This window comes from Curtobacterium sp. SORGH_AS_0776 (genome assembly GCF_031453355.1).
In the GTDB taxonomy this organism is placed as follows: domain Bacteria; phylum Actinomycetota; class Actinomycetes; order Actinomycetales; family Microbacteriaceae; genus Curtobacterium.
Genome location: NZ_JAVIYU010000001.1, coordinates 3,343,408 through 3,367,664, shown reverse-complemented (window position 1 = coordinate 3,367,664; position 24,257 = coordinate 3,343,408). Strand labels below are relative to the sequence as shown.

Here is a 24,257-nt window from a genome sequence, read left to right as displayed (position 1 = left end):
GACAGATGTCGGGAACCTGCGAATCCGCTGGATCGTGCCCGGGCCGGGCCGGGCCGGGCCGGGCCGGGGCTCGGTCAGGCCAGCGGGCTGCCCGCTTCGAGGTGCGCGGGGAGCTGGTGCCCCATCCGGTCGCGCTTCGTGTCGAGGTACGCCGCGTTCTGCGCGGAGACGCCGACGACCAGCGGCACCAGGCTCTCGACCGTGATGCCGTGCTCCTCGAGCTGACGACGCTTCTCGGGGTTGTTCGACAGGAGGCGGACGGTGGTGATGCCGAGGTCGGCGAGGATGCCGGCCGCGCCGCCGTACGCCCGCGAGTCGGCGGGGAGACCGAGCGCGAGGTTCGCGTCGAGCGTGTCGAGGCCGTCCTCCTGCAGGCGGTAGGCCTTGAGCTTGTTGATGAGACCGATGCCGCGGCCCTCCTGCCCGCGGAGGTAGATCACGACGCCGCCCTCGGCCGCGATCGTGTCGAGCGCGGCGTCGAGCTGCGGGCCGCACTCGCACTTGAGGGACCCGAACGCCTCGCCCGTCAGGCACTCCGAGTGCACCCGGACGAGGGCGCCGTCGCGCGGTGCTGCACCGTCCGGGCCGGTGGCGATGATCGCGACGTGCTCGGCGCTCGTCACGAGGTCGCGGTACGCGCGCATCTCGAACGTGCCGTGCGTGGTCGGGACGTTCGTCGACACCTCGAACTGGACCGGGCTCCCGGGGGTGGGGGAGGTGAGTGCATCGGTCATGTGGTGCTCCGGTCGTTCTGGGGCCCCGCGATCCCGGGCTCGGCCGCTGCCGGCCGGGGTGCGCGGTGGGGTCGTGCTCGGACCAGCAGGTCGGGGCCGAGGCTGGTGGTCGATAGTACGTCCAACCGCCGACGCTCGCCGATGCTTCCCACGCCGACGTCACCGAGGGCGACACGGGGGCCGCCGAGCAGGACGGGCGCGAGGTAGACGAGGTACTCATCCACCAGACCGGCCGCGATGAGCGCCGAGGCGACGGTGGGCCCGCCCTCGACGAACACCGAGTGCACGCCGTGGTCCCGCAGTGCGTGGAGCGAGGCGGCGAGGTCGTGGCCGGACAGCGTCAGCAGGGTGCGAGGGTGGCGGCGGACCGCGGCGTCGTCGGGGACCGGCCGGTCGCCGAACACCACCGGGACGGGCTGGTCGGCGAGGAGTTCGCCGGCGTCGCCCCGCGCGGTGAGGCTCGGGTCGTCGGCGAGGACCGTGCCCGTCCCGACGAGGATCGCGTCGTGCGCGGCGCGCTGTTCGTGGACGTGCTGGCGTGCGGCCGCACCGGTGATCCACTGGCTCGTGCCGTCGGCCGCTGCGGCCCGGCCGTCGAGGCTCGATGCCCACTTCACCGTCACCCACGGGCGTCCGAGGCGCACCGAGAGGAGCCAGCGCTCGAGGAAGTCCTCGACCTCGTCGGCGAGGACGCCCGAGACGACGTCGACTCCGCCGGACCGCAGTCGCTCGGCACCCCCGTGGGCCGCCGGCCCGGGGTCGTCGACGGCGTACACGACGCGGCCGATCCCCGCTTCGAGCAGGGCGACGGCGCACGGACCGGTGCGTCCGGTGTGGTTGCAGGGTTCGAGGGTGACGACGGCGGTCGCGCCGACCAGGTGTGCGGGGTCGACCTTCGCCATCGCGTCGACCTCGGCGTGCGGGGTGCCGGCGCCCTTGTGCCAGCCCTCGGCGAGGACCGCTCCGTCGGGGGAGAGGATCACGGCGCCGACGCGGACGTGGTCACCGACCGCAGGGCCGAGGGCCGCGAGCTCGAGGCCGCGGCGCATCGCACGGAGCTCGGCCGGCGAGACCGAGGGGTGCGCTGCGGGGGAGGCCGCGGAGTCCGACGGCCGAGGGGTGACGGTCACGGTCCGAGACTATCCGCGAACGGTCGGTGACGCGTCATCCGGGCGTGCCGTCGTCGTCTCGGCCGGCCACGGCAGGTCGGACGCGGGAGCGCCGTCGGCCCGTCGGAGCCCCTTCCACGCCGTCGTCGGAGCGCCGTCCCGCCCGGGGATGAGCGCGTCGCCGGTGCCGGTGTACGAGAACCCCGCGGCACGGGCGACCGAGGCCGAGGCGGTGTTGCCGACGTAGCACTCCCAGTACACGTCCGGCGCACCCTGCGCGAAGGCCCAGTCGAGCACGAGGCCGACGGCGTCGTGCATCAGCCCGGCCCCGCGTGCGGAGGGTGCGAGCCAGAAGCCGAGGTCTCGCCGCGCGGTGCGGTACCCGATGATCCCCTCGAGCCAGGTGGACCCCGTCCGACGGATCGCCCAGGTGTACTCGCGGTCGGAGGCCCACCCCGGACCGACGAGCGCGTCGACGAAGGTCGTGGCGTCCCGGGCGGTGTAGGGCGTGGGGATCGTCGTCCAGCGCACGATGTCCGGGTCTTGGCAGGCCTCGGTGATCGCCGACGCGTCCGCCCGGGTGGGCACGTCGAGGTGCACCCGGGCGGACGACAGCGTGACGGGGCGCACGGTCAGCGCCGGGTGCGGGGCACGAAGCCGATGCGCTCGTAGACCTTCGCGAGGGTCTCGGCGGCGATCGACTCGGCACGCTCGGCGCCGACGGCGAGGAGCCGATCGAGCTCGGCCGGGTCGTCGAGCAGCTCGAGCGTGCGGGCGCGCACGGGCTCGAGCTCGGCCACGACGGCGTCGGCGACCTCGCCCTTCAGGTCGCCGTAGCCCTTGCCCTGGAACGACTCCTCGAGCGCGGCGACCGGGGTGCCGGTGAACGCCGAGAGGATCGACAGCAGGTTCGTCACGCCCGGCTTCGCCTGACGGTCGGCCCGGATCTCGCGCTCGGTGTCGGTGACCGCCGAGCGGATCTTCTTCGCGGTGCGCTTCGGGTCGTCGAGCAGGCGGATGAGGCCGTTGTCCGACGCGGCCGACTTGCTCATCTTGCTCGTCGGGTCCTGCAGGTCGTAGATCCGCGCCGTGTCGGTGAGGATCCGGGCCTCCGGCACGACGAACGTGTCGCCGAACCGCGAGTTGAAGCGCCCGGCGAGGTCGCGGGTGAGCTCGACGTGCTGCCGCTGGTCGTCACCGACCGGCACGACCTTCGTGTCGTACAGCAGGATGTCCGCCGCCATCAGGATCGGGTACGTGAAGAGCCCGACCGACGCGGCTTCGGTGCCCTGCCGAGCGGACTTGTCCTTGAACTGGGTCATCCGGCTCGCCTCGCCGAAGCCGGTGAGGGTGTTCAGCACCCACGCGAGCTCGGCGTGCGCCGGGACGTGCGACTGCACGAACAGCGTCGCCTTGGTCGGGTCGATGCCCGAGGCGATGTACTGCGCGGCCGTCGCCCGGGTGTTCGCGCGGAGCTCGGCCGGGTCCTGCGGGGACGTGATCGCGTGCATGTCGACGACGCAGTAGATGGCGTCGTAGTCGTCGAGCAGCGTCCGCCACTGCATGAGCGCGCCGATGTAGTTGCCGAGGTGGAGGGAACCGGCCGAGGGCTGGATGCCCGAGAAGATGCGCGTCTTGGTCATGGTGCTGTCCTGTGCTGGAGAAGTGTGGGGGTGCGGGTCAGAGCTCGTAGTCGACGACCACGGGGGCGTGGTCGGACCATCGCTGGTCGTACGCGGCAGCGCGGTCGACCGTGTACTGCGTGACCTTCGCGGCGAGTTCCGGGGTCGCCATCTGGTAGTCGATCCGCCAGCCCGTGTCGTTGTCGAACGCCTGGCCGCGCCACGACCACCACGTGTACGGCCCCTCGACGTCGCCGGCCTGGGCGCGACCGACGTCGACCCAGCCGAGACCGGGCCCGGTCGTGCCGTCGGCGCCCTCGACCTCGGCGCCCTGCTCGCCGAAGAACCGCGAGAAGTAGGCACGCTCACGCGGCAGGAAGCCCGCGCGCTTGACGTTGCCCTTCCAGTTCTTGATGTCCCGCTGGTCGTGCCCGACGTTGAGGTCGCCGACGACGACCGCGAGCGGGTTGTGCTCGCGGAGCTTCGGCAGCCGCTCGGTCATCGCGTCGAGGAACTTCCACTTCTCGTCCTGCTTCGGGGTGTCCACCTCGCCCGAGTGCACGTACGTCGAGACGACCGTCACCGTGGTGCCGCCGATCTCGTAGTCGGCCTCGAGCCAGCGCCCGGCGGAGTCGAAGTCGTCCGCACCGAGCGCGACGCGGTGCACGTGCGCGCTGTGGCGGGAGGCGATCGCGACGCCCGCCCGACCCTTCGCGGTGGCGGGGTCGTGCACGATGTCCCACTCGTCGCCGAGGAGCCCGGCGAGGTCGTCGCTCGACGCGCGGACCTCTTGCAGGGCGAGCACGTCGACGTCGCGGGTGGCGAGCCAGTCGCCCATGCCCTTCCGGAACGCGGCACGGATGCCGTTCACGTTGACGGATGCGAGGCGCAGGCGTGTCATGCAGAACACCCTATCGGCGGGTGCCGACACGGCTGCGCCGGTCGTAGGCTCGCGCCGTGACCGTCGTGATGACCGTGGGGGAGCTGCTCGATGCGTTCCGTCCCGTGGCCGAGCAGATGCTGCGCCGGGACGAGTTCCGTGCGGCGGAGTTCTGGGTGTACAGCGACTGGTCCGAACGATTGCGGCGGGTGGTCGACACCGAGGTCGCCGACGAGGGGATGGCGCTCGCCTGGTCGGTCGCCGGGGACGACGGCGATTCGTGGCTGTGGCTCCGCGACGGGGAACCGGAGATGCTGCTGAAGATCGCCGACGACTTCCAGGACTTCATCGCCGAGAGCGCCTTCGCCTGGGGGCGAGCTGCGCCCGATCCCGCCGCTGGGGCAGTAGGGGCGACCGGACGACGGACGGGAGGCGCGGTGCCAGCTGGCACCGCGCCTCCCGTCCGTCCTGTGGTCAGGCCGCGTCGTGGTCCGTCTTGAGGAACTCGACCAGGCTGTCCGCGGTGGTCTCGGCGTCGTCGCCGTTCACCGTGAGGGTGACCTCGTCGCCGTTCTCGATGCCGAGGCCGAGGAGCGCGAGGATGCTGCCGGCGTTCCCGGACTTGTCGCCCTTCGCGATCGTGACCTGGTGGCCGGACGCGGTCACGGTCTGGACGAAGAGGGAGGCCGGGCGTGCGTGCAGGCCGGACGCGCTGGCGACGGTGACGGTGCGGGTGGCTTCGGACATCGATGTACTCCTGTCGATGGGTGGTTGGCTCATGGTAGCGAGCGCGGGGTGGGCGGTTCCGGGGCGGGACGCAGGGTCAGTCGCGGCCGGGCCAGAAGACCTCGGTGCCGGCGGCCTCGACCTCGCGGACGAGGTCGGCGTTCACGCCGGGGTCGGTGATGATCGTGTCGATCGCGGCGAGCGGGGCGACGCGGCCGAACTCCTCGCGACCGAACTTGGTGTGGTCGGCGAGCAGGATGCTGCGGCGCGCGGACTTGATCATCGCGGACTTCACGGCGGCCTCGGCCATGTTATGCGTCGTGAGGCCGCGCTCGGGCGTGATGCCGTTGATGCTGATGAACGCGACGTCCACGCTGACCATCCCGATGAGCTGGTGCGTCCACGTGCCGACGCCGGCGAGCGAGTCGCTGCGGATGTTGCCGCCGAGCAGGTGCAGGTCGATGCCCGGCCGGTTCGCGACCGCCATCGCCACTGGGAGGGAGTGCGTCACGACGGTGAGGCCACGGTCGGTCGGGAGCATCTCGGCGAGGCAGATCGTCGAGGTGCCGGCGTCGATCATGACCGACCCGTTCTCGGGCAGCTCGCCGAGCGCGGCCTCGGCGATGACCATCTTCTCGGCCTGGTTGATGCCGCCACGGTCGCCGACCCCCGGGTGCAGGGTGATGCGTTCGACGGGGATCGCGCCACCGTGCGCACGTCGGACCAGCCCGCGCCGCTCGAGCGAGGTGAGGTCGCGGCGGATCGTCTCGGGGGTCACCTCGAGCAGCTCGGCGAGGTCCTTGACGTCGACCCGGCCCTGCGCACGCGCCTGTTCGACGATGCGCTGGTGGCGCTCTGGTGCGTACATCGGGGCCTCGTCGTCTCGGAAGCGGTGGGGGAGTCGGAACGGAACGGACACGACCGGGCACGTCTCCAGCGGCAGCGACCCGAACGGATCCGCCGCCAGACGCAAACGGGCATCTGTTTCTGCATTTTTATCCCCGGATGTGTTTGTTTGTCAACGTGGATCGGGGTATGGTGCTGCTCAGCCGCACCGGCGGGGTCCCGTCTCCGCGCTGCGCGCACCGAACGAACCACCCCACCGCAAGCGCGCGTGAGATGAAGGAGTCTCGAATGTCCGAACTGCTCGGCACCGGCGTCGGCCGTGGCGTCGCCCACGGCCCCGTGCTCCGCATGGCCGACCCGCTCGGCGAACCGTCGAAGGACGCCCTGACCGGTTCGGCGGACGACGCGAAGCAGGCCGTGGCCGCCGCGATCGCAGCGGTGGCGGAGGACCTCAACAAGCGGGGGCAGCTCGCCGGCGGGGACGCCCAGGCCGTGCTCGAGGCGCAGGCGCTCATGGCGCAGGACCCGACCCTCCTCGACGACGTGCACGCCCGCATCGACGGCGGCACCAACGCCGAGCGCGCCGTGTTCGAGGCGTTCGGCCAGTTCCGCGACCTGCTCGTCTCGATGGGCGGCTACATGGGGGAGCGTGCCGCCGACCTCGACGACGTCGCCCAGCGCATCATCGCCAAGCTCCGCGGCGTCCACGCCCCGGGTGTGCCCGAGTCGGACACCCCCTTCGTGCTCGTCGCCCGCGACCTCGCGCCGGCCGACACTGCACTCCTCGACCTCGACAAGGTCCTCGCCCTCGTCACGCGTGACGGCGGCCCGACCTCGCACACGGCGATCCTCGCCCGCGCCAAGGGCATCACCGCGATCGTCGGCGTGACCGGTGCGGACGACCTGTCCGACGGCACGGTCGTCGTCGTGGACGCCGCCGCCGGCACCGTCGTGACCGACCCGTCGGCCGAACTCGTCGCCGACGTCGAGCAGCGCATCGCCGACCGCCTCGCCGCGGCCGCAGCGCCCCTGACCGCCGGCGCGCTCGCCGACGGGCACACCGTCCCGCTGCTCGCGAACCTCGGCAGCCCCGCCGACGCCGCGGGCGCCGTCGCTCTCGGTGCGGAGGGCGTGGGGCTCTTCCGCACCGAGTTCCTCTTCCTCGACTCGCCGAAGGCGCCGACCGTCGACGAGCAGAAGGACTCCTACAAGCAGCTGCTCGAGGCCTTCCCGGGCAAGAAGGTCGTCGTCCGGGCGCTCGACGCGGGTGCCGACAAGCCCCTGCCGTTCCTCACCGACAAGGACGAGGAGAACCCGGCCCTCGGTCGACGCGGTCTCCGGGCGCTCCGGAACCACCCCGAGGTGCTCCGCGACCAGCTCACCGCACTCGCCCAGGCCGACGCCGAGACCGAGGCCGACCTCTGGGTGATGGCCCCGATGGTCGCCGACGCCGAGGAGACCGAGTACTTCGTCGACCTCGCCCGCGAGCTCGGGATCCGCACCGCCGGTGTGATGGCCGAGGTCCCCTCGCTCGCGCTGATGGCCGAGCAGGTGTTCACCTCCGCCGACTTCGTGTCGATCGGCACGAACGACCTCACCCAGTACACGATGGCCGCCGACCGCATGCTCGGCACCGTCGCGTCCTACCAGGACCCGTGGCACCCCGCCGTGCTCCGCCTCGTCGCGCAGCTCGGCGCAGCGGGTGCGGACGTCGGCAAGCCCGTCGGCATCTGCGGCGAGGCAGCGGCCGACCCGCTGCTCGCCGTCGTGCTCGTCGGTCTCGGCGCCACGACCCTCTCCATGACCCCCGCGGCCCTGGCCGACGTGCGCGCCGAACTCGGCAAGCACACCCTCGACCAGGCCCGCGAGATGGCCCAGGCGGCACTCGCCGCGAGCACGGCGGCGGCCGCCAAGTCCGCCGCGGCCGCGACGCACGCCGCCTGATCCGAACCCCCAGCACCACCTCCCCTCCACACGCAGCAGCAGCACCTCACAGAAAGTCACCGCACATGACAACGTCGTCCGTTGCAGCGCCCGACGCCCCCGCGAAGTCGCGGGGCGGCGCACGCGTCGCCGTTCAGAAGTTCGGCACGTTCCTCTCCGGCATGGTCATGCCCAACATCGCGATCTTCATCGCGTGGGGCATCATCACCGCCTTCTTCATCGAGACCGGCTGGACGCCCGTGGGCATCCTCGGCGGCTTCGGTGAGACGGGCGGCGTCGCGAACGTCGGCCTCGTCGGCCCGATCCTGACCTACCTCATCCCGCTCGCGATCGCGATCCAGGGTGGCCGGATGGTCTACGAGACCCGTGGTGCGGTGGTCGGTTCGATCATGACCATGGGTGTCATCATCGGCGCCAACGGCACGACGATGATCCTCGGCGCGATGATCTGCGGGCCGCTCGGCGCGTACCTCATCAAGCAGATCGACAAGCTCTGGGACGGCAAGATCCGGCCCGGCTTCGAAATGCTCGTGAACAACTACGCGGCCGGCATCCTCGGCTTCGGGTTGGCCATGGCCGGGTTCTTCTGGCTCGCGCCGCTGTTCAAGCTCATCGCCGAGGGCCTTGGCGACGCGGTGAACTTCCTCGTCCAGCACTCACTGCTCCCGCTCGCCAGCGTGATCATCGAGCCGGCCAAGGTGTTCTTCCTCAACAACGCCATCAACCACGGTGTGCTCGACCAGCTCGGCGCGCAGCAGGTCCAGGAGTCCGGCAAGAGCATCCTCTTCCTGCTCGAGGCGAACCCCGGCCCGGGTCTCGGCATCCTGCTCGCCTTCACCTTCTTCGGTGTCGGCATCGCCCGCTCGACCGCTCCCGGCGCGATCATCATCCAGTTCCTCGGCGGCATCCACGAGATCTACTTCCCGTACGTGCTGCAGAAGCCGGTCCTGTTCATCGCCGTCATCCTCGGTGGTGCCACGGGCGTCGCGACCAACGTCGCATTCCACTCCGGTCTCGTCGCCCCGGCGTCGCCCGGATCGATCTTCGCGGTGCTCGGTGCGACGGCGAAGGACAGCTTCCTCGGCGTCATCCTCTCGGTCGTCCTGTCCGCAGCGGTGTCGTTCGCGGTCGCGTCGTTCTTCCTCATCGCGACCCGCAAGCGTGACCTCGCGAACGGTGGCGGCGACATGAGCGCCGCGATGGCGAAGCTCCAGGCGAACAAGGGCCGCGACGTCAACGCCGCGACCTCGGGCCTGCTCGGCAACAACTCCCCGGCGAACGAGGAGGAGGCCGAGGCCTCGCTCGGTGGCGTCGGTTCGGCGACCACCGCGACCGCGACCCGTGTCCAGAACCTCGTGTTCGCCTGCGACGCCGGCATGGGCTCCAGCGCGATGGGCGCCAGCGTCCTCCGCAACAAGATCAAGAAGGCGGGCATCGAAGGGGTCACGGTCTCCAACAAGGCGATCGCGAACCTCTCCGGTGACGAGGACCTGATCATCACGCAGGAGGAGCTGACGGAGCGCGCGAAGCAGAAGAACCCGAACGCACAGCACGTGTCGGTCGGCAACTTCATGAACGCGCCGCAGTACGACCAGGTCGTCGAACAGCTCAAGAACCAGTAACGAAGTGCAGTATCGGAGGGGACGGGCCACGGCTCGTCCCCTCCACACGTCCACGACGCCACGTCACGAAGCAAGGAGAACCCCGATGCCCGTCCTGCAGGAGAGCCAGATCCGGATCCACACCGAGGACACCGCACCGACCAAGTCGGAGGCGATGAAGGAGGCGGCCGAGATCCTCGAGGCTGCAGGCGCGGTCACGGCGGACTACTACCCGGCGATGCTCGAGCGCGAGAAGAGCGTCTCGACCTACATGGGGAACTTCCTCGCCATCCCGCACGGCACGAACGACGCGAAGGACGCCATCAAGTCCTCGGCGCTGTCGTTCATCCGCTACGCGACCCCGATCGACTGGGACGGCAACCCCGTCCGCTTCGTCGTCGGCATCGCCGGCGTCAACAACGAGCACCTCGACATCCTGTCCAAGATCGCGATCGTGTTCAGCGACGAGGACGAGGTCCAGAAGCTGACGGACGCACCGGACACCGCCGCGATCCTGTCGATCCTCGGCGAGGTCAACGAGTGAGCACCCCCACCGCCGTCCACTTCGGCGCGGGCAACATCGGCCGCGGCTTCGTCGGACTGCTCCTGCACGAGGCCGGCTACGAGGTCGTCTTCGCCGACGTCGCAGCGCCCCTCATCGACGCACTCGCCGCAGCCGACTCGTACACCGTGCACGAGGTCGGTCAGAACGCGCGCGACCACGAGGTCACGAACTTCCGTGCCCTGAACAGCGCCCAGGACGAATCGGCCGTCGTCGCCGAGATCGCCACGGCGTCCATCGTCACCTGCGCCGTCGGACCGAACGTCCTGAAGTTCATCGCGCCGGTCATCGCGAAGGCGCTCCAGCAGCGCGACGCGGACGCCGCGCCGATCGCCGTGATGGCGTGCGAGAACGCCCTCAACGCCACCGACCGCCTGCGCGAGTTCATCGTCGAGGCGCTCCCCGCCGACGTCCGCGACCAGGCCCTCGCCAAGGCCGTCTTCGCGAACACCGCGGTCGACCGCATCGTCCCGGCGCAGCCCGAGGGCGCGGGCCTGGACGTCACCGTCGAGACCTACTTCGAGTGGGCCATCGACCGCACGCCGTTCGGCGGGAACGAGCCGGAGATCCCCGGCGCCCACTACGTCGACGGCCTCGCCGCGTCGATCGAGCGCAAGCTGTTCACGGTGAACACCGGGCACGCCACCGTCGCGTACCACGGCTTCCTCGCCGGGGCGGACAAGATCTCGGACGCCATCGCGATCCCCGCGGTCCGGTCCGAGCTCGAGTCCGTGCTCGCCGAGACGAGCGACCTGCTCGTCCGCCGCCACGAGCTCGACCCCGAGGTGCACCGTGCGTACGTGCAGGCCATCATCGGGCGCTTCGAGAACCCGCACCTGCCCGACACCGTGACCCGCGTCGGCCGACAGCCGCTGCGCAAGCTCTCCCGCGACGAGCGCTTCGTGTCGCCCGCCGCCGCCCTCGCCGAGGACGGCACGGAGCCGACGGCGCTGCTCGACGCCATGGGCGCCGCGCTGCGCTTCGACGTGCCGGACGACGAGCAGAGCGTCGAACTCCAGGCGCTGCTGCGCTCGGACCGGAGCGACGCCGAGGTCGTGACCGAGATCACCGGGCTCGACGAGCAGCACCCGTTGCACGCCGCGTTCGCGGACCGGGTGCGGTCCGCGCGCGCCTAGCGTCCTCGACGCATCCACCTGACGGACTGGAGGCGCGGTGCCGGCTGGCACCGCGCCTCCAGTCCGTCACGCACCCACGTCGGACCGCCGCGTCAGGCCGTCCGCAGCACGAGACCGCCGTGCTCGACGCGCAGGCTGGCAGCGGCCACCAGGCCGAACGGATCACCGTCCAACTGCAGCTGCTCGGGCTCGTCGAGCACGAGGTCGAGTCGCCGCGCCGTCGTGTAGCCGAGCGTCCGCGACCGCGGCAGGAAGCGCGCGAGCAGCCGTCCGAAGCGCGTCCGGTGGTAGAAGCGGTTGAGCGAGAGGCCGTAGCCGATCTTCGTCCAGCCGAAGGCGCCACGCGGGCGGAACGCCACCGCGTCGAGGAGCCCGTCGTCGGGCTGCGCTTCGGGGAGGAGCAGCAGGCCGGCCGTGAGGGTCCCGCAGTTGCCCACGATGACGGTGTGCGCCCGCATGCTGTGCTCGTCGCCCTCGTCGAGGCGGTACCGGAGGTCGACCTGGCGGTTGCCGACCACGGACCGCATGATCGGGTCGGAGTAGGCGAGCCAGCCGAAGCGCTTCTTCAGCCCGGCGTTCGTGTCCGCGGCCATCCGGGCGTCGAGCCCGATCCCCGCCATCACGAGGAACGCGTGCTCGGTCGTGTCCCCGTCGGCGGTGGTGAGCGCGGCGAAGGCGACGTCCACGGCACGGTCCGCGCCGTGGAAGGCCGACCGGACGGCCGCGGTGACGTCACCGATCGGGATGCCGAGGTTCCGTGCGTAGAGGTTGCCGGTGCCCGTCGGGAGCAGGGCGATCGGGATGCCGGACCCGTGCAGCACCTCGGCCGCGACCCGCAGCGTGCCGTCGCCACCGACGACCAGCACGACGTCGGGTGCGCTGTCACGAGCGGCGCGTGCGGCGGCGCGGCCGTCGTCGTCGGCCGCGGTCTCGAACCAGGCGGTGTCGGCCCAGCCGAGCGACCCCTGCTCGGTGGCGACCGCCGAGCGGAGGGCGGCGAGGTCGACCGCGGAGGGGTTCACGACGACGGCCGCGTGCTGCGGGCCGTCCGTCCGGTGCGTGCGGTCGGGGGCTGCGGGAGTGGAGGGCACCAGTCGACGGTACCGCCGGACGCGAGGCGATCGCGCCGCGGACCGGTGTGTCCGATCCCCGCGGATCCGCCGAACCTGGCAATCGGGACCCTCACGCACAGGTACGCGAGCGAGACTCGCGGCACGGCGAGTGCCGGGTGACTTCGACACCTGTGCGGTACCTCTCCTGAACAGGCAGGGGCCGTCATGGCCAGCACGCCCATCGTCCGCTCACTCACCCTCATCGGCACCGGGATCGGACTGGCGGCAGCGCTGGCGCTCGCGTCCTCCGGTCCCGCCTCGGCCGCGACCGTCATCGACGGTCCGATCGGGCTCGGCACGGCCGCGACGTACGGTGTCCTCGGCGCCTCGACCGTCACGAACACCGGGCCCACCACCGTCCAGGGCGATCTCGGGCTCTCCCCGGGGACCTCGATCACCGGGTTCGGCGGACCCGGCAACGGGATCGTGAACGGCACGGTGCACCAGACCGACGCGGCAGCGACCCAGGCCCAGGCCGACACCACGACCGCGTACAACGTGGCGGCGTCGCTGACCCCGACGCAGACCGGCGTCTCGGAGCTGAACGGCCTCAGCCTGTCGCCCGGTGTCTACACCGGCGACGCACTGCGACTCGCGGACACCGGGACGCTGACGCTCGCGGGCAGCGCCGACTCCGTGTGGGTGTTCCAGGCCGCGTCGACGCTGACGATCGGATCGGGCACGCGCATCCTCACCACGGGTGGCGCGAGCTCCTGCAACGTCTTCTGGCAGGTCGGCAGCTCGGCCACGATCGGCAGCGCCGCGCAGTTCCAGGGCACGGTCCTCGCGGACCAGTCCGTCACGGCCACCACGGGCGCGACGGTCGTCGGGCGTCTGCTCGCACGGACCGCAGCCGTCACGCTCGACACGAACACGATCACGGCGCCGACCGGCTGCCCGGCCCCCGGCACCCCGTCCGAGACGGTCGCACCGACCATCACGTCCGGCACGCCCACGGCCGCGACCGCCGGCACGCCCTACTCGTTCCCGGTGACGGCGACCGGGACGCCCGCGCCCACGTACTCGGACGGCGGGACCCTGCCGCCCGGGCTCACGATCAACCCGACGACCGGGGTCATCTCCGGCACCCCGACCACCCCCGGCACCACGACGGTGACGATCACGGCGGACAACGGCACGGCCCCGGCCGACACCGAGACGTACGTGCTCACCGTCCGCGCTCCCGCGGTGGTCCCGACGCCGACCCCCACTCCCTCGGCACCGACGTCGAGCGCTCCGGCCGTGCCGGTCGCTGCGGGCTCGGGCAGCGGTGGTTCCGGGAGCTCCCCGGCGGAACTCGCCTTCACCGGCAGCGACCCGACGGTGCCGCTGACGATCGCCGGAGCACTCCTCGTCGCCGGCTCCGCACTGCTCGTGCTGCGGTCCCGTACCCTGCGTGCCCGACGACGTCCGGCACCGCGCGCGTAGCGTCGGGAGCATGACGAAGCACTGGGTGGCCCCGCGGTTCGGCGGCAGCGAAGTCCTCGAGTACGTCGACACCGAGGTGCCGGCCCCGGGCCCCGGCGAGGTGACGATCGACGTCCGCGCCGCGGGCATGAACCCCGCCGACACGAAGCACACCCGGCAGGGCGACCCGTCGGACCTGCCGATCGCGATCGGCTACGAGGTTGCGGGCGTCCTGAGCGCCGTCGGCCCGGACACCGAGATCGCGTCCGGCGGGGGAGCGGTCGGTGACGAGGTCCTCGCGTTCCGGGTCGCTGGTGGCTGGGCCGAGCGACTCACGGTGCCGGCAGGGGACGTGTTCGCCAAACCCGCGGCCCTCGGCTTCCCCGAAGCCGCGAACCTCCTGCTCGCCAGCACCACCGCCGCGGACATGCTCCGGGTGACCCGGGCCTCGGGGAACGACACGGTCCTCGTGCACGGTGCCGCCGGTGCCGTCGGGGTCAGCCTCCTGCAGCAGCTCCGCCTCCTCGGGGCGCGGGTCATCGGCACCGCCTCCGAGCGCAACGCCGACACCGTCGCGGACTTCGGCGGTGAGTGGATCGCCTACGGCGACGGACTCGAGGACCGTGTCCGGGCACTCGTGGCGGACGGCACGGGCGACGGCGTCGACGTGGCGCTCGACTGCGTCGGGACGGACGAGGCCGTCGACGTCTCGCTCGCGCTCGTCGCGGACCGGTCGCGCATCGTCACGATCGCCGCGTTCGGTCGAGCGGGGGCCGACGGCATCCGGGCGATCGGCGGAGCCCAGCCGGAGAGCAAGGCGTTCCGCGACTCGGTTCGGCCGCGACTCATCGACCTCGCGGGCGACGGGCACCTCGTCGTCCCCGTCGCGAAGACGTTCCCGCTCGCCGAGGCGAAGGCCGCCGCGGAGCTGCTCGAGTCACAGCACCCCGGCGGGAAGCTCGCGCTCGTCCCCTGACCCGTCGCGGACGCGGCCGGGGCGTTCTGGTTGAATCGCTGTCGTACTTCAGCCAACACCCGAGGGGGACCCATGACCGACCAGTACCCGCCACAGAACCCGTACGGCCAGCAGCCCGCACCGACCGGACCCGGGGGTGAACCGCCGATCTGGGCACCGTGGTACGGCATCTCGTTCGGCAAGGCGTTCTCGCGCGTCTTCAAGAAGTACGCGACGTTCAGCGGCCGTGCGAGCCGCAGCGAGTACTGGTGGTGGTACCTCTGGAGCGCCATCATCTGGATCGTGGCGTCGGTCATCACGGGCATCCTGACGGCGGCCACCGGCACGACGACCACCACGACCTCCTCGACGTACGTGGGCTTCTCGACGATGTCGACCAACCCGCTCGCCGGGACGGCCTTCTGGGTCGTCGGACTCGCGCTCGTCATCCCGACGCTGGCGCTCATCGTGCGACGGCTGCACGACGCGAACCTCAGCGGACTCCTCGCGCTGCTGCTGCTCATCCCGTTCTTCGGTGCGATCGCGGTGTTCGTCATGATGTTCCTGCCGTCGAACCCGCAGGGCGCCCGGTTCGACCGGCCGACCGGATCGCGATGACGACCGGCGGCGAACCCGGGTGGGGGCAGCCGGACGGGCAGCAGCCGCCGGCCGGGCAGCCGAACGGCCAGCCCTCCGCGCCCTACGGTCAGCCTTCCGCGCCGTACGGGCAGCAGAACGGCCAGCAGTACGGTCAGCCGTTCCCGCCCTACGGTCAGCCGTACGCGCAGCTCCAGCCCCCGATCCCGGTCGGGCCGGACGGCACGCCCCCGCTCTGGGCACCCTGGTACGGCATCGGCTTCCTCGACGCCGCCGCGCGGTTCTTCAAGAAGTACGCGCGGTTCGACGGGCGGGCCAGCCGGAGCGAGTTCTGGTTCTGGGCGCTCGCCAACGGGCTGGTCAACCTCGTCTTCCTCGGCGCCTACCTCGTCGCGCTGTTCTCGTGGATCGCGGCGAACACCTCGACCGACGCGTACGGCGTGGCACGGTCCGACGCCGTGGGGCCGCCCGTCGTCGCCCTGCTGATCGGCGGGGTCTGGGGGCTCTGGTGGCTCGCGACGATCGTGCCGAGCCTGGCCCTGGGGTGGCGCCGGGTGCACGACGCGAACCTGGCCGGACCGTTCTGGCTCATCGCGCTGTTCGTCGGGATCGCCGGGATCGTCTTCGGCGCCCTCGAGTCGAACCCGGCCGGTGCGCAGTACGACCGCCCCGACCTCGGGTAGCGCGACGACCACGACGAAGCGGCCCGCCCCGGCAGGGGGCGGGCCGCTTCGTCGTGCTGCGGTCGGGGCGCGGGTCAGACCACCCGGAGCCGCGAGAGCGAACCGTCCACGACCAGGTCGCGCACCGTGACGGACGGATCCGCCGTCTGGAAGCGCAACGCGCCTCCGGGCTGGTCGAACCAGGGCTGGACGAACCGGACCGTCACCAGGAACGGCCGTTCGACCAGGTAGCGGTGCGTCTCGGGCGCCGACGCGACGTGCGGCGGCAGCGAGCGCTGCGGCAGCGGGGTGTCGAGCGGGTGCAGCAGGTAGCCGTCCGGGCCACCGACGCGGTCCACCGGCACGCCGGCCGGCACCTGGATCGTGAGGCCCTGCTCGCCTGCCTGCGCCACCTGCTGCGCGAGCTGCGGGTACGTCGACGCCGCCCGGTCGCGAAGCCCGTCGAGCTCGTACCGGGGGATGTCCTTCGGCGCCGGGAACGGCCGGTTGAGGAAGCGACGGAGCATCTCGACCGCGTCCGCCTCGCCCCGGGCGGTCGCGAGACGCCGTGCGGTCCCGTAGTCGACGACCTCGAGCGCGAAGTCGCCCGTGCCCTCGACCGCGACGACTCGCAGCGCGCCCTCGACCGGGGGCTCGTGCAGGGTCTCTCCGGGGAGCTGCACGTAGCGGATCGTGTAGCCGAGCTGGTCGAGGATGGGGCGCGTGTCCGCGAAGGTCATGGAGCGGAGCCTATCGGTGGTGCCCCTGACGTGCCTTGGACGGAGCCGAGCGTCGGCCCCGTCCCGGCGACGTCGTCAGGCCCGGCCCCGCATGACGGCCTGCTTGACCTCGGAGATCGCCTTCGTGACCTGGATGCCGCGCGGGCAGGCGTCGGTGCAGTTGAAGGTCGTGCGGCAGCGCCACACGCCCTCCTTGTCGTTGAGGATGTCGAGCCGGACGTCGGCCGCGTCGTCGCGCGAGTCGAAGATGAACCGGTGCGCGTTCACGATGGCGGCGGGGCCGAAGTACTGGCCGTCCGTCCAGAACACCGGGCAGGACGACGTGCACGCGGCGCAGAGGATGCACTTCGTGGTGTCGTCGAAGCGCGCACGGTCGGCCACCGACTGGATGCGCTCCTTGCCCGGGGTGGGGGCGGTCGCGGGCTGCAGGAACGGCTGGACCTCTCGGAAGGACTTGAAGAACGGCTCCATGTCGACGACGAGGTCCTTCTCGAGCGGCAGGCCCTTGATCGCCTCGACGTAGATCGGCTTCGACACGTCGAGGTCCTTGATCAGCGTCTTGCACGCCAGCCGGTTGCGTCCGTTGATGCGCATCGCGTCGGAGCCGCAGACGCCGTGCGCGCAGGAGCGCCGGAAGGTCAGGGAGCCGTCCTGGTCCCACTTGATCTTGTGGAGCGCGTCGAGGATGCGGTCGGTCGGCAGCATCATGACGTCGAAGTCCTGCCAGCGCGGCTCGTCGTCGACGTCCGGGTCGAACCGGCGGATGATGAGCGTCACCGGGAACGATCCGGGAGGGGCGTCCTGCACGGTGTCGGTGCGGGGTGCGTCGGAGACCAGGGTGTCGGTCATCTCAGTACTTCCTCTCCATCGGCTGGTACCGCGTCACGACGACTGGCTTCCAGTCGAGGGTGATGTGGTCGTCGGCGAGTGACGAGTGCGGGTCGCCCGTCAGGTACGCCATGGTGTGCTGCATGTAGTTCTCGTCGTCGCGCTTCGGGTAGTCGTCGCGCATGTGGCCGCCGCGGGACTCCTTGCGGTTCCGGGCGGAGTACACGACGACCTCGGCGAGGTCGAGCAGGAACCCGAGCTCGACGGCCTCGAGCAGGTCGGTGTTGAACCGCTTGCCCTTGTCCTGCACGGAGACCTGCAGGAAGCGGTTCCGGAGCGTGTGGATGGTCTCGGTGACGCGGGCGAGCGACTCGTCGGTGCGGAACACCTGCGCGTTCTTGTCCATCTCGTCCTGCAGTTCCTTGCGGAGCACGGCGATGCGCTCGGTGCCGGTCGAGGCACGGAGCTGCGCGAGCATGTCGCGGACGCCGGCGGCCGGGTCCTCGGGCAGGGGGAGGAACTCGGCGGTCTTGACCCACTCGGCCGCGTTGTTGCCCGAGCGCTTGCCGAAGACGTTGATGTCGAGCAGCGAGTTGGTGCCGAGGCGGTTCGAACCGTGGACGGACACGCAGGCGCACTCGCCGGCGGCGTAGAGCCCGGGGACGACCGTGGTGTTGTCGTACAGGACCTCGGCGTCGGTGTTGGTCGGGATGCCGCCCATCGCGTAGTGCGCCGTCGGCATGACGGGCACCGGCTCGACGACCGGGTCGACACCGAGGTAGGTGCGCGCGAACTCGGTGATGTCGGGGAGCTTGGTCTCGAGCACCTCTGCCCCGAGGTGCGTGCAGTCGAGCAGCACGTAGTCCTTGTTCGGCCCCGCGCCACGGCCCTCGGCGACCTCTTGCACCATGCACCGGGCGACGATGTCACGCGGGGCGAGGTCCTTGATGGTGGGGGCGTAGCGCTCCATGAACCGCTCACCCGAGGCGTTGCGGAGGATCGCGCCCTCACCGCGGGCGCCCTCGGTGAGGAGGATGCCGAGGCCGGCGAGCCCGGTCGGGTGGAACTGGAAGAACTCCATGTCCTCGAGCGGGAGGCCGGTGCGCCAGACGATCCCGACGCCGTCGCCGGTCAGGGTGTGCGCGTTCGAGGTGGTCTTGTACATCTTGCCGAAGCCACCGGTGGCGAAGATCATCGCCTTGGCGTGGAAGACGTGGAGGTCACCGGTCGCGAGCTCGTACGCCACCACACCGGCGGGCTGCTTGCGGGTGACGCCGTCCTCGCCGACGACGTCGACCATGATGAGGTCGAGCGCGTAGAACTCGTTGAAGAAGTTCACGCCGAGCTTCACGCAGTTCTGGAACAGCGTCTGCAGGATCATGTGGCCCGTGCGGTCCGCGGCGTAGCAGGCCCGGCGGACGGGGGACTTGCCGTGGTCGCGGGTGTGACCGCCGAAGCGCCGCTGGTCGATCTTGCCCTCGGGCGTGCGGTTGAACGGCAGCCCCATGTTCTCGAGGTCGATGACCGCGTCGATGGCTTCCTTCGCGAGGATCTCGGCGGCGTCCTGGTCGACCAGGTAGTCGCCGCCCTTGATCGTGTCGAAGGTGTGCCACTCCCACGAGTCCTCTTCGACGTTCGCGAGCGCCGCGGCCATCCCGCCCTGCGCCGCACCGGTGTGCGAACGCGTCGGGTACAGCTTCGAGATGACGGCCGTCTTCGCCTTCGGGCCGGCCTCGATGGCGGCACGCATGCCGGCACCGCCCGCGCCGATGATGACGATGTCGAACTGGTGGTGGTGAACGGTGGTCTCGGTCACTGGGGCCTTTCCGGAGTGGTGCCGCGCCGGCAGGGGCATGCGGCGGCGAGGTCGAGGACGCGTGCTGCGGCTACTGGGCCGGGCAGAACGACGGCAGGTCCGCGGCGGCTGCGCCGGCGGGGCACGGGTCGAACGTCCAGCACACGAGCAGGCCGAGCACGATGAGCACGACGCAGGCGATGAGGATCGCGACGAGCAGGGTCTTGCGGATGCCCGGCTTCGACACGTAGTCGTTGACGATCGTCCGCATGCCGTTCGAACCGTGGATCAGCGCGAGGACGAGCATGAGCGAGTCCCACACCTGCCAGAACGGCGACGCCCACTTGCCGGCGACGAACGCGAAGTCGATCTGCTTGACGCCCTCGCCCGCCACCATGTTGACGAAGAGGTGCCCGAAGATCAGCACGACGAGCAGGACGCCCGAGCCGCGCATGTAGATCCAGCCCCACTTCTCCCAGTTGGTGGAGCGGCGGGCTGCTGCTGCCGAGCGCGGGGGCTCGATGGTCTGCGTGGTCATCCGGATGCCCCCTAGTTGAAGTCCGCGACGAGGTTCATGAGCTGGCGCGGCAGGAAGCCGGCGATGGCGATCGCCCAGAGGACGATCACGATCCAGAACATCGCCCGCTGGTACTTCGGGCCCTTCGACCAGAAGTCGATGAGGATGATCCGGAGCCCGTTGAACGCGTGGAAGACGATGGCCATCACGAGCGCGATCTCACCGAGGTTCATGATCGGCGTCTTGTACGTGCCGATGACCGCGTTGTACGCCTCGGGGGAGAGCCGCACGAGGGCGGTGTCGAGGATGTGCACGAGCAGGAAGAAGTAGATCGCCACACCGGTGATGCGGTGCAGGACCCAGGACCACATGCCGGTGGACCCCCGGTAGAGCGTTCCCTGCGGTGTCCGAGAAGCGCGCGGCGCCTCGATCGTCACCTGGGGTGCGGCGGTCGCCGTACCCCCTGCGGTCTGCTCGGCCATGAGCTCGTCCTCCCATAGGACGGGCTCGCCCGATCGGCGAGCCCTTGCCGTTCGTGTTCGTGTGGAACACGACCCATCCTATGCGCGTGCGCTGACCTTCTCGTGCCAACCGGTCCGGGCACCCCGAGTCGTGGCGGGCGGCGCGCCGATCGTGCGGGCCGTGTCGTGGTGGTCGAGCAGTTCGTCGCCGATCGCCTCCCACGTCGTCCCCTCGACCCGGAGCCGCCCGGCGGAGCCCATCCGCTCGGCCAGGGCGCGGTCGTGGTGCAGGGCGAGGACGGCTCGACGCAGGGCCTGTGGCTCGTCCGGGTCGTACAGCTCGCCGTCGAGTCCCGGTGCGACGAGGTCGAGCGGCCCGCCGGCGCTCGGCGCGACGACCGGCAGCCCGCTGGCGTGCGCCTCCTGTAAGGTCTGGCCGAAGGTCTCCGCCGGTCCCGTGTGGACGAACAGGTCCAGGGCCGCGTAGGCGTCCGCGAGCGCGTCCCCGCGGAGCGGACCGGTGAACGTGACGTCCAGGTGGCGGAGGCGCCGTTCGAGCGCGGCCCGGGAGGGACCACCGCCCGCGACCACGATCCGGATCCCGGGGATGCCGCCGAGCTCCGCGAGCCGCTCGACCTCCTTCTCGGGCGCGAGCCGCCCGACGTACCCGACGATGGTCTCGCCGCGCGGGGCGATCCGCCGCCGGAGCGCCCGCACGTGCGCCGACGAGCGGCGCGCGGGGTGGAACAGCTCGGTGTCGACGCCGCGGCCCCAGCGCGCGACGCGGGGGACGCCGTCCTCGGCGAGCATCGCCGCGGTCGCGCTCGACGGCGCGAGCGTCAGCGAGGCTCCGGCGTGGATGCGTCCGAGGATCTTCCGCACCAACGGGACGGTCGCGGTCAGGCCGTTGCGGCGGGCGAACCCGGCCACGTCGGTCTGGAAGACGGCGACGGAGGGGATGCCGAGCCTCCCGGCCGCCGTGATCGCGCGCCCACCCAGCAGGAACGGACTCGCGGCGTGGAGCACGTCGGCGCCGGAGGCGGCGAGGATCGTGTCGAGCACCGGGTGGGGGAGCGCGACCGGGAACTGGCGGTACGCCACGGCCGGGACCCGGTGGACGTCGAAGGAGCGGTACCGCTCCACCGCGGTCCGCGAGCGGAACTGCGCGATGCCGGGGGTGTCCGGCGCGATGACGACCGCGCGGTGACCGCGGCGTTCCAGGTGGTCCAGCACCGCGAGGACGCTGGTGGTGACGCCGTTGAGGGTGGGCAGGAAGCTCTCGGTCACGACGGCGACGGTCCGTTGGGACGTGCCGCGCTCCACGCTGCGTGCGTTCATGGCGGTGTCCATGCTCCGCGCACGGCGTGTCCCCGCGGGGCCGCCGACGTGAACGCCCGGCACGCAGGCGGTGAACAGCCGCGTCCGCGTGCGGTGGACGGTCGCGTCCGCGGGTGGTGGACGAACGGACTGGAGGCGCGGCGCACGACCGGCGGGCCGGCTGCGGTGGCCGTGTGCGGACTCCCGCACCGCGTGCGTGCGGGAAGCGTGCGGGAACCACCCAGGTCGCGCCCGGCCGCACCGGTACGGTGAGCACGTGGCAGACGCACTCGAGGACTTCTACGCGATCATCCCCGCCGGGGGCATCGGATCGCGGCTCTGGCCGTTGTCGCGTGCCGACGCGCCCAAGTTCCTGCACGACCTGACCGGGTCCGGCACCTCGCTGCTCCGGCAGACGTGGGACCGCCTCGCGCCCCTGGCCGGCGAGCAGCGGATCATGGTCGTCACCGGCCGTGCGCACCGGGTCGCCGTCGAGTCGCAGCTCCCCGGCGTCGAGGACCACAACGTCGTGCTCGAGAGCGAGCCGAAGGACTCCACGGCGGCCATCGGCCTCGCCGCGGCGATCCTGCGCCGCCGCGAGCCGGACGTCGTCATCGGCTCCTTCGCGGCCGACCACGTCATCGGTGACGCCCGGGGCTTCCGCCGGTCGGTCCGCGAAGCGGTCGTCGCCGCACGCGCCGGCTACATCACGACGATCGGCATCACGCCCACCGAGCCGGCGATCGGCTTCGGCTACATCCACGCGCACGACGACCCGATCGGCATCGAGGGCGCCCCGACCGCCCACGCGGTGCGCTCCTTCGTCGAGAAGCCCGACCTCGACACCGCGCGCTCGTACGTCGAGCAGGGCACCTACCTCTGGAACGCGGGCATGTTCATCGCCCGCGCCGACGTGCTGCTCGCCGAGATCGGCCGGACGAAGCCCGAGCTGCTCGCCGGCATCGAGGAGCTCGCCGACGCGTGGGACACCTCGGCCCGTGGTGCCGTCGTGGACGCGGTGTGGCCGAACCTCGAGAAGATCGCCATCGACTACACGGTGGCCGAGCCCGCCGCCGCCGCAGGGCGCATGGCGGTCATCCCCGGCGACTTCGACTGGGACGACGTCGGCGACTTCGCCTCGCTCGCGAAGCTGCAGTCCGGCGGCCGCGCGAACAACCTCGCGGTGCTCGGGGACGGTGCTCGCATCCTCGCGGACTCGTCGAGCGGCATCGTCGTCTCGCACAGCCAGCGGCTCATCTCGCTCATCGGCGTCGAGGACATCGTCGTCGTGGACACCCCCGACGCCCTGCTCGTGACCACCAGTGCGAACGCGCAGCGCGTCAAGGGTGTGGTGGATGCACTGAAGATCAGCGGCCGCGGCGACGTCCTGTAGCGCTCCACCACGAAAAGCGCTTGACGTCCCCCGAACTGGGGGCAGAACCGTGACTTCGCGTTACGGGCGCGTTTCGGCGCGGTCGCGATCCCGTAACTGATCCCAGGAGTCCCTCAGGGGCGTTCTGTACCGGCCGGGCGGTCGTGTACTGTCGCCACGATCGCCCGGAACGCACGTGGTCCGGGCACGCTCCCCGGAGGAACCCACCCGTGACATCTCGTACCCGTCAGGTCCTGCTGAGCTCCCTCGCGCTCGCCGGTACCGTCGCCGTCCTCGCCGGTTGCTCGGCCGCCCCGTCCGACACCGCGTCCGGCGACAACAAGACCAGCTTCCGCCCCTGCATGGTCTCCGACGCCGGTGGCTTCGACGACAAGTCGTTCAACCAGCTCGGGTTCGAGGGCATGAAGGACGCCGCGTCCGACCTCGGTGCCACCTACAAGTCGGCCGAGTCCAAGGACGCCACCGTCTACGACTCGAACATCGAGCAGCTCATCGGCCAGAACTGCAACCTCATCGTCACCGTCGGCTTCAACCTCGCCGACGCCACGAAGAAGCAGGCCGCGGCGAACCCCGACACCGACTTCGCGATCATCGACGACAACTCGATCGACGCGAAGAACGTCAAGCCGATCACCTTCGACACCTCGCAGGCGGCGTTCCTCGCCGGCTACGCGGCCGCCTCGTACTCGAAGAGCGGCGTCGTCGGCACCTTCGGCGGCATGCAGATCCCGACCGTCACCATCTTCATGGACGGCTTCGCGGACGGCGTGAAGTACTACAACGAGCAGAAGTCGAAGGACGTCAAGGTCGTCGGCTGGGACGTCGACAGCCAGAAGGGCTCCTTCACGGGCGGCTTCGAGGCCGGCACGCAGGCCAAGGCCGTCGCGCAGACCCTGATCGACCAGGACGCCGACGTGATCCTGCCCGTCGGTGGCCCGATCTACCAGTCGGCAGCCGAGGCCATCAAGGACGCGAACAACGGTTCCGTGCTGATCGGTGCGGACAGCGACCTCTACGAGGCCGACCCGCGCTACAAGGACATCGCGTTCACGTCCGTCGAGAAGGGCATGCGCCCCGCCGTCAAGGACGTCGTCGAGCAGGCCGCCGACAAGAAGTACTCCAACGAGCCGTACGTCGGCACGCTGAAGAACGACGGCGTCGGCATCGCGCCGTTCCACGACTACGCCGACAAGGTCGACAGCGGCCTCGAGAAGGAGCTCGACACCATCAAGTCGGGCATCATCGACGGCTCGATCAAGGTCGAGACCAAGGCGACCGTCAAGTAGTCCGGTGAACGCGGGCGGGGGAACCTC

24 protein-coding genes and 1 pseudogene are annotated in these 24,257 nt (G+C 71.1%); 11 read left to right on the top strand and 14 right to left on the bottom strand.

What is annotated here, in order from left to right; translation table 11 throughout:
- Positions 1–74 precede the first annotated feature (74 nt).
- From ribA to QE359_RS16380, 5 genes and pseudogenes are all read right to left on the bottom strand, one after another.
- Positions 75–701 (bottom strand): annotated as a pseudogene (gene ribA / locus QE359_RS16400) (GTP cyclohydrolase II); the annotation flags it as partial.
- A 29-nt stretch (positions 702–730) separates the two neighbouring features.
- Complete coding sequence (ribD, locus tag QE359_RS16395) at positions 731–1,783, bottom strand: bifunctional diaminohydroxyphosphoribosylaminopyrimidine deaminase/5-amino-6-(5-phosphoribosylamino)uracil reductase RibD (protein WP_309780451.1); 1,053 nt, start codon at positions 1,781–1,783, stop codon at positions 731–733.
- 90 nt (positions 1,784–1,873) lie between these two features.
- On the bottom strand, positions 1,874–2,473 hold the full coding sequence (locus QE359_RS16390; protein ID WP_261646971.1) for a GNAT family N-acetyltransferase: 600 nt from the start codon (positions 2,471–2,473) through the stop codon (positions 1,874–1,876).
- A 2-nt stretch (positions 2,474–2,475) separates the two neighbouring features.
- Entirely contained in the window at positions 2,476–3,486 is a 1,011-nt protein-coding gene (gene trpS / locus QE359_RS16385; RefSeq protein ID WP_070418426.1) for a tryptophan--tRNA ligase, read from the bottom strand.
- Positions 3,487–3,523: 37 nt separating this feature from the next.
- Positions 3,524–4,366 carry an exodeoxyribonuclease III gene (locus tag QE359_RS16380; RefSeq protein ID WP_071296540.1) on the bottom strand — a complete coding sequence of 281 codons (843 nt, stop codon included), beginning with the start codon at positions 4,364–4,366 and terminating at the stop codon, positions 3,524–3,526.
- Positions 4,367–4,422: 56 nt separating this feature from the next.
- On the opposite strand from QE359_RS16380, the gene QE359_RS16375 reads away from it, so the two are divergent.
- Positions 4,423–4,845 (top strand): hypothetical protein, encoded by a 423-nt coding sequence (locus tag QE359_RS16375; RefSeq protein ID WP_309779972.1) that lies wholly within the window; start codon positions 4,423–4,425, stop codon positions 4,843–4,845.
- On the opposite strand, the gene QE359_RS16370 is transcribed toward QE359_RS16375, so the two are convergent.
- Both QE359_RS16370 and QE359_RS16365 read right to left on the bottom strand, forming a co-directional pair.
- Positions 4,820–5,092, bottom strand: coding sequence for an HPr family phosphocarrier protein (locus QE359_RS16370; protein ID WP_070418429.1), 273 nt, complete (start codon positions 5,090–5,092; stop codon positions 4,820–4,822). The two genes, QE359_RS16375 and QE359_RS16370, sit on opposite strands and share 26 nt — an antisense overlap.
- A 76-nt stretch (positions 5,093–5,168) precedes the next feature.
- The gene (locus QE359_RS16365) at positions 5,169–5,939 is read right to left on the bottom strand and encodes a DeoR/GlpR family DNA-binding transcription regulator (RefSeq protein WP_071303090.1); all 771 of its coding nucleotides are present in this window, start codon (positions 5,937–5,939) and stop codon (positions 5,169–5,171) included.
- A gap of 266 nt (positions 5,940–6,205) precedes the next feature.
- Between QE359_RS16365 and ptsP the strand changes: the two genes are divergently transcribed.
- From ptsP to QE359_RS16345, 4 genes are all read left to right on the top strand, one after another.
- On the top strand, positions 6,206–7,861 hold the full coding sequence (ptsP, locus tag QE359_RS16360) for a phosphoenolpyruvate--protein phosphotransferase (RefSeq protein WP_309779971.1): 1,656 nt from the start codon (positions 6,206–6,208) through the stop codon (positions 7,859–7,861).
- A gap of 65 nt (positions 7,862–7,926) precedes the next feature.
- Complete coding sequence (locus tag QE359_RS16355) at positions 7,927–9,483, top strand: PTS mannitol transporter subunit IICB (protein ID WP_309779970.1); 1,557 nt, start codon at positions 7,927–7,929, stop codon at positions 9,481–9,483.
- Between the two features lie 85 nt (positions 9,484–9,568).
- Positions 9,569–10,006: a PTS sugar transporter subunit IIA gene (locus QE359_RS16350; RefSeq protein WP_022907882.1), complete on the top strand. Its 438-nt coding sequence runs from the start codon at positions 9,569–9,571 to the stop codon at positions 10,004–10,006.
- The gene (locus QE359_RS16345) at positions 10,003–11,160 is read left to right on the top strand and encodes a mannitol-1-phosphate 5-dehydrogenase (protein ID WP_071294737.1); all 1,158 of its coding nucleotides are present in this window, start codon (positions 10,003–10,005) and stop codon (positions 11,158–11,160) included. The genes QE359_RS16350 and QE359_RS16345 overlap by 4 nt, the downstream gene beginning before the upstream one ends.
- Positions 11,161–11,252: 92 nt before the next feature.
- Here QE359_RS16345 and QE359_RS16340 read toward each other — a convergent pair whose 3' ends face one another.
- Positions 11,253–12,251, bottom strand: a complete 999-nt coding sequence (locus tag QE359_RS16340; protein WP_309779969.1) for a diacylglycerol kinase family protein — start codon at positions 12,249–12,251, stop codon at positions 11,253–11,255.
- 186 nt (positions 12,252–12,437) lie between these two features.
- On the opposite strand from QE359_RS16340, the gene QE359_RS16335 reads away from it, so the two are divergent.
- The 4 genes from QE359_RS16335 to QE359_RS16320 all read left to right on the top strand — a co-directional run bounded on the left by QE359_RS16335 (position 12,438) and on the right by QE359_RS16320 (position 15,914).
- On the top strand, positions 12,438–13,700 hold the full coding sequence (locus QE359_RS16335) for an ice-binding family protein (RefSeq protein WP_309779968.1): 1,263 nt from the start codon (positions 12,438–12,440) through the stop codon (positions 13,698–13,700).
- A 10-nt stretch (positions 13,701–13,710) separates the two neighbouring features.
- Positions 13,711–14,655, top strand: coding sequence for an NADP-dependent oxidoreductase (locus tag QE359_RS16330; RefSeq protein WP_309779967.1), 945 nt, complete (start codon positions 13,711–13,713; stop codon positions 14,653–14,655).
- Between the two features lie 72 nt (positions 14,656–14,727).
- Positions 14,728–15,252, top strand: a complete 525-nt coding sequence (locus QE359_RS16325; RefSeq protein ID WP_309779966.1) for a DUF805 domain-containing protein — start codon at positions 14,728–14,730, stop codon at positions 15,250–15,252.
- Complete coding sequence (locus tag QE359_RS16320) at positions 15,249–15,914, top strand: DUF805 domain-containing protein (RefSeq protein ID WP_309779964.1); 666 nt, start codon at positions 15,249–15,251, stop codon at positions 15,912–15,914. Before QE359_RS16325 ends, QE359_RS16320 begins: the two co-directional genes overlap by 4 nt.
- A 74-nt stretch (positions 15,915–15,988) precedes the next feature.
- Here the strand turns inward: QE359_RS16320 and QE359_RS16315 are convergent, their stop codons facing one another.
- The 6 genes from QE359_RS16315 to QE359_RS16290 form a co-directional block, all read right to left on the bottom strand.
- Positions 15,989–16,633 carry a TNT domain-containing protein gene (locus QE359_RS16315; RefSeq protein ID WP_070418435.1) on the bottom strand — a complete coding sequence of 215 codons (645 nt, stop codon included), beginning with the start codon at positions 16,631–16,633 and terminating at the stop codon, positions 15,989–15,991.
- A 75-nt stretch (positions 16,634–16,708) separates the two neighbouring features.
- Positions 16,709–17,482: a succinate dehydrogenase iron-sulfur subunit gene (locus QE359_RS16310; RefSeq protein ID WP_071295792.1), complete on the bottom strand. Its 774-nt coding sequence runs from the start codon at positions 17,480–17,482 to the stop codon at positions 16,709–16,711.
- A gap of 1 nt (position 17,483) precedes the next feature.
- Entirely contained in the window at positions 17,484–19,316 is a 1,833-nt protein-coding gene (gene sdhA / locus QE359_RS16305) for a succinate dehydrogenase flavoprotein subunit (protein ID WP_309779963.1), read from the bottom strand.
- Between the two features lie 31 nt (positions 19,317–19,347).
- Positions 19,348–19,794: a succinate dehydrogenase, hydrophobic membrane anchor protein gene (gene sdhD, locus QE359_RS16300; protein ID WP_070418438.1), complete on the bottom strand. Its 447-nt coding sequence runs from the start codon at positions 19,792–19,794 to the stop codon at positions 19,348–19,350.
- 11 nt (positions 19,795–19,805) lie between these two features.
- A complete protein-coding gene (sdhC, locus tag QE359_RS16295) occupies positions 19,806–20,255 on the bottom strand; it encodes a succinate dehydrogenase, cytochrome b556 subunit (protein ID WP_083414140.1) in 450 nt (149 codons plus the stop codon).
- 78 nt (positions 20,256–20,333) lie between these two features.
- Positions 20,334–21,572 (bottom strand): glycosyltransferase family 1 protein, encoded by a 1,239-nt coding sequence (locus tag QE359_RS16290; protein WP_229086419.1) that lies wholly within the window; start codon positions 21,570–21,572, stop codon positions 20,334–20,336.
- A 256-nt stretch (positions 21,573–21,828) separates the two neighbouring features.
- Here QE359_RS16290 and QE359_RS16285 point away from each other — a divergent pair, with 256 nt between their 5' ends.
- Together QE359_RS16285 and QE359_RS16280 are read left to right on the top strand one after the other, a co-directional pair.
- On the top strand, positions 21,829–22,944 hold the full coding sequence (locus QE359_RS16285; protein ID WP_070418440.1) for a mannose-1-phosphate guanylyltransferase: 1,116 nt from the start codon (positions 21,829–21,831) through the stop codon (positions 22,942–22,944).
- Positions 22,945–23,153: 209 nt separating this feature from the next.
- A complete protein-coding gene (locus QE359_RS16280; protein WP_070418441.1) occupies positions 23,154–24,230 on the top strand; it encodes a BMP family protein in 1,077 nt (358 codons plus the stop codon).
- Positions 24,231–24,257 lie beyond the last annotated feature (27 nt).

Excerpts from the sequence above, each read along its gene's own strand:
- trpS (WP_070418426.1), bottom strand. The coding sequence starts at position 3,486 with ATGACCAAGACGCGCATCTTCTCGGGCATCCAGCCCTCGGCCGGTTCC.
- QE359_RS16310 (WP_071295792.1), bottom strand. The coding sequence starts at position 17,482 with ATGACCGACACCCTGGTCTCCGACGCACCCCGCACCGACACCGTGCAG.
- QE359_RS16355 (WP_309779970.1), top strand. The coding sequence starts at position 7,927 with ATGACAACGTCGTCCGTTGCAGCGCCCGACGCCCCCGCGAAGTCGCGG.
- QE359_RS16350 (WP_022907882.1), top strand. The coding sequence starts at position 9,569 with ATGCCCGTCCTGCAGGAGAGCCAGATCCGGATCCACACCGAGGACACC.
- QE359_RS16315 (WP_070418435.1), bottom strand. The coding sequence starts at position 16,633 with ATGACCTTCGCGGACACGCGCCCCATCCTCGACCAGCTCGGCTACACG.
- QE359_RS16370 (WP_070418429.1), bottom strand. The coding sequence starts at position 5,092 with ATGTCCGAAGCCACCCGCACCGTCACCGTCGCCAGCGCGTCCGGCCTG.
- ptsP (WP_309779971.1), top strand. The coding sequence starts at position 6,206 with ATGTCCGAACTGCTCGGCACCGGCGTCGGCCGTGGCGTCGCCCACGGC.
- sdhA (WP_309779963.1), bottom strand. The coding sequence starts at position 19,316 with ATGCCCCTGCCGGCGCGGCACCACTCCGGAAAGGCCCCAGTGACCGAG.
- QE359_RS16320 (WP_309779964.1), top strand. The coding sequence starts at position 15,249 with ATGACGACCGGCGGCGAACCCGGGTGGGGGCAGCCGGACGGGCAGCAG.
- ribD (WP_309780451.1), bottom strand. The coding sequence starts at position 1,783 with ATGCGCCGCGGCCTCGAGCTCGCGGCCCTCGGCCCTGCGGTCGGTGAC.
- QE359_RS16325 (WP_309779966.1), top strand. The coding sequence starts at position 14,728 with ATGACCGACCAGTACCCGCCACAGAACCCGTACGGCCAGCAGCCCGCA.
- QE359_RS16380 (WP_071296540.1), bottom strand. The coding sequence starts at position 4,366 with ATGACACGCCTGCGCCTCGCATCCGTCAACGTGAACGGCATCCGTGCC.
- QE359_RS16335 (WP_309779968.1), top strand. The coding sequence starts at position 12,438 with ATGGCCAGCACGCCCATCGTCCGCTCACTCACCCTCATCGGCACCGGG.
- QE359_RS16290 (WP_229086419.1), bottom strand. The coding sequence starts at position 21,572 with ATGAACGCACGCAGCGTGGAGCGCGGCACGTCCCAACGGACCGTCGCC.
- sdhD (WP_070418438.1), bottom strand. The coding sequence starts at position 19,794 with ATGACCACGCAGACCATCGAGCCCCCGCGCTCGGCAGCAGCAGCCCGC.
- QE359_RS16365 (WP_071303090.1), bottom strand. The coding sequence starts at position 5,939 with ATGTACGCACCAGAGCGCCACCAGCGCATCGTCGAACAGGCGCGTGCG.
- sdhC (WP_083414140.1), bottom strand. The coding sequence starts at position 20,255 with ATGGCCGAGCAGACCGCAGGGGGTACGGCGACCGCCGCACCCCAGGTG.
- QE359_RS16330 (WP_309779967.1), top strand. The coding sequence starts at position 13,711 with ATGACGAAGCACTGGGTGGCCCCGCGGTTCGGCGGCAGCGAAGTCCTC.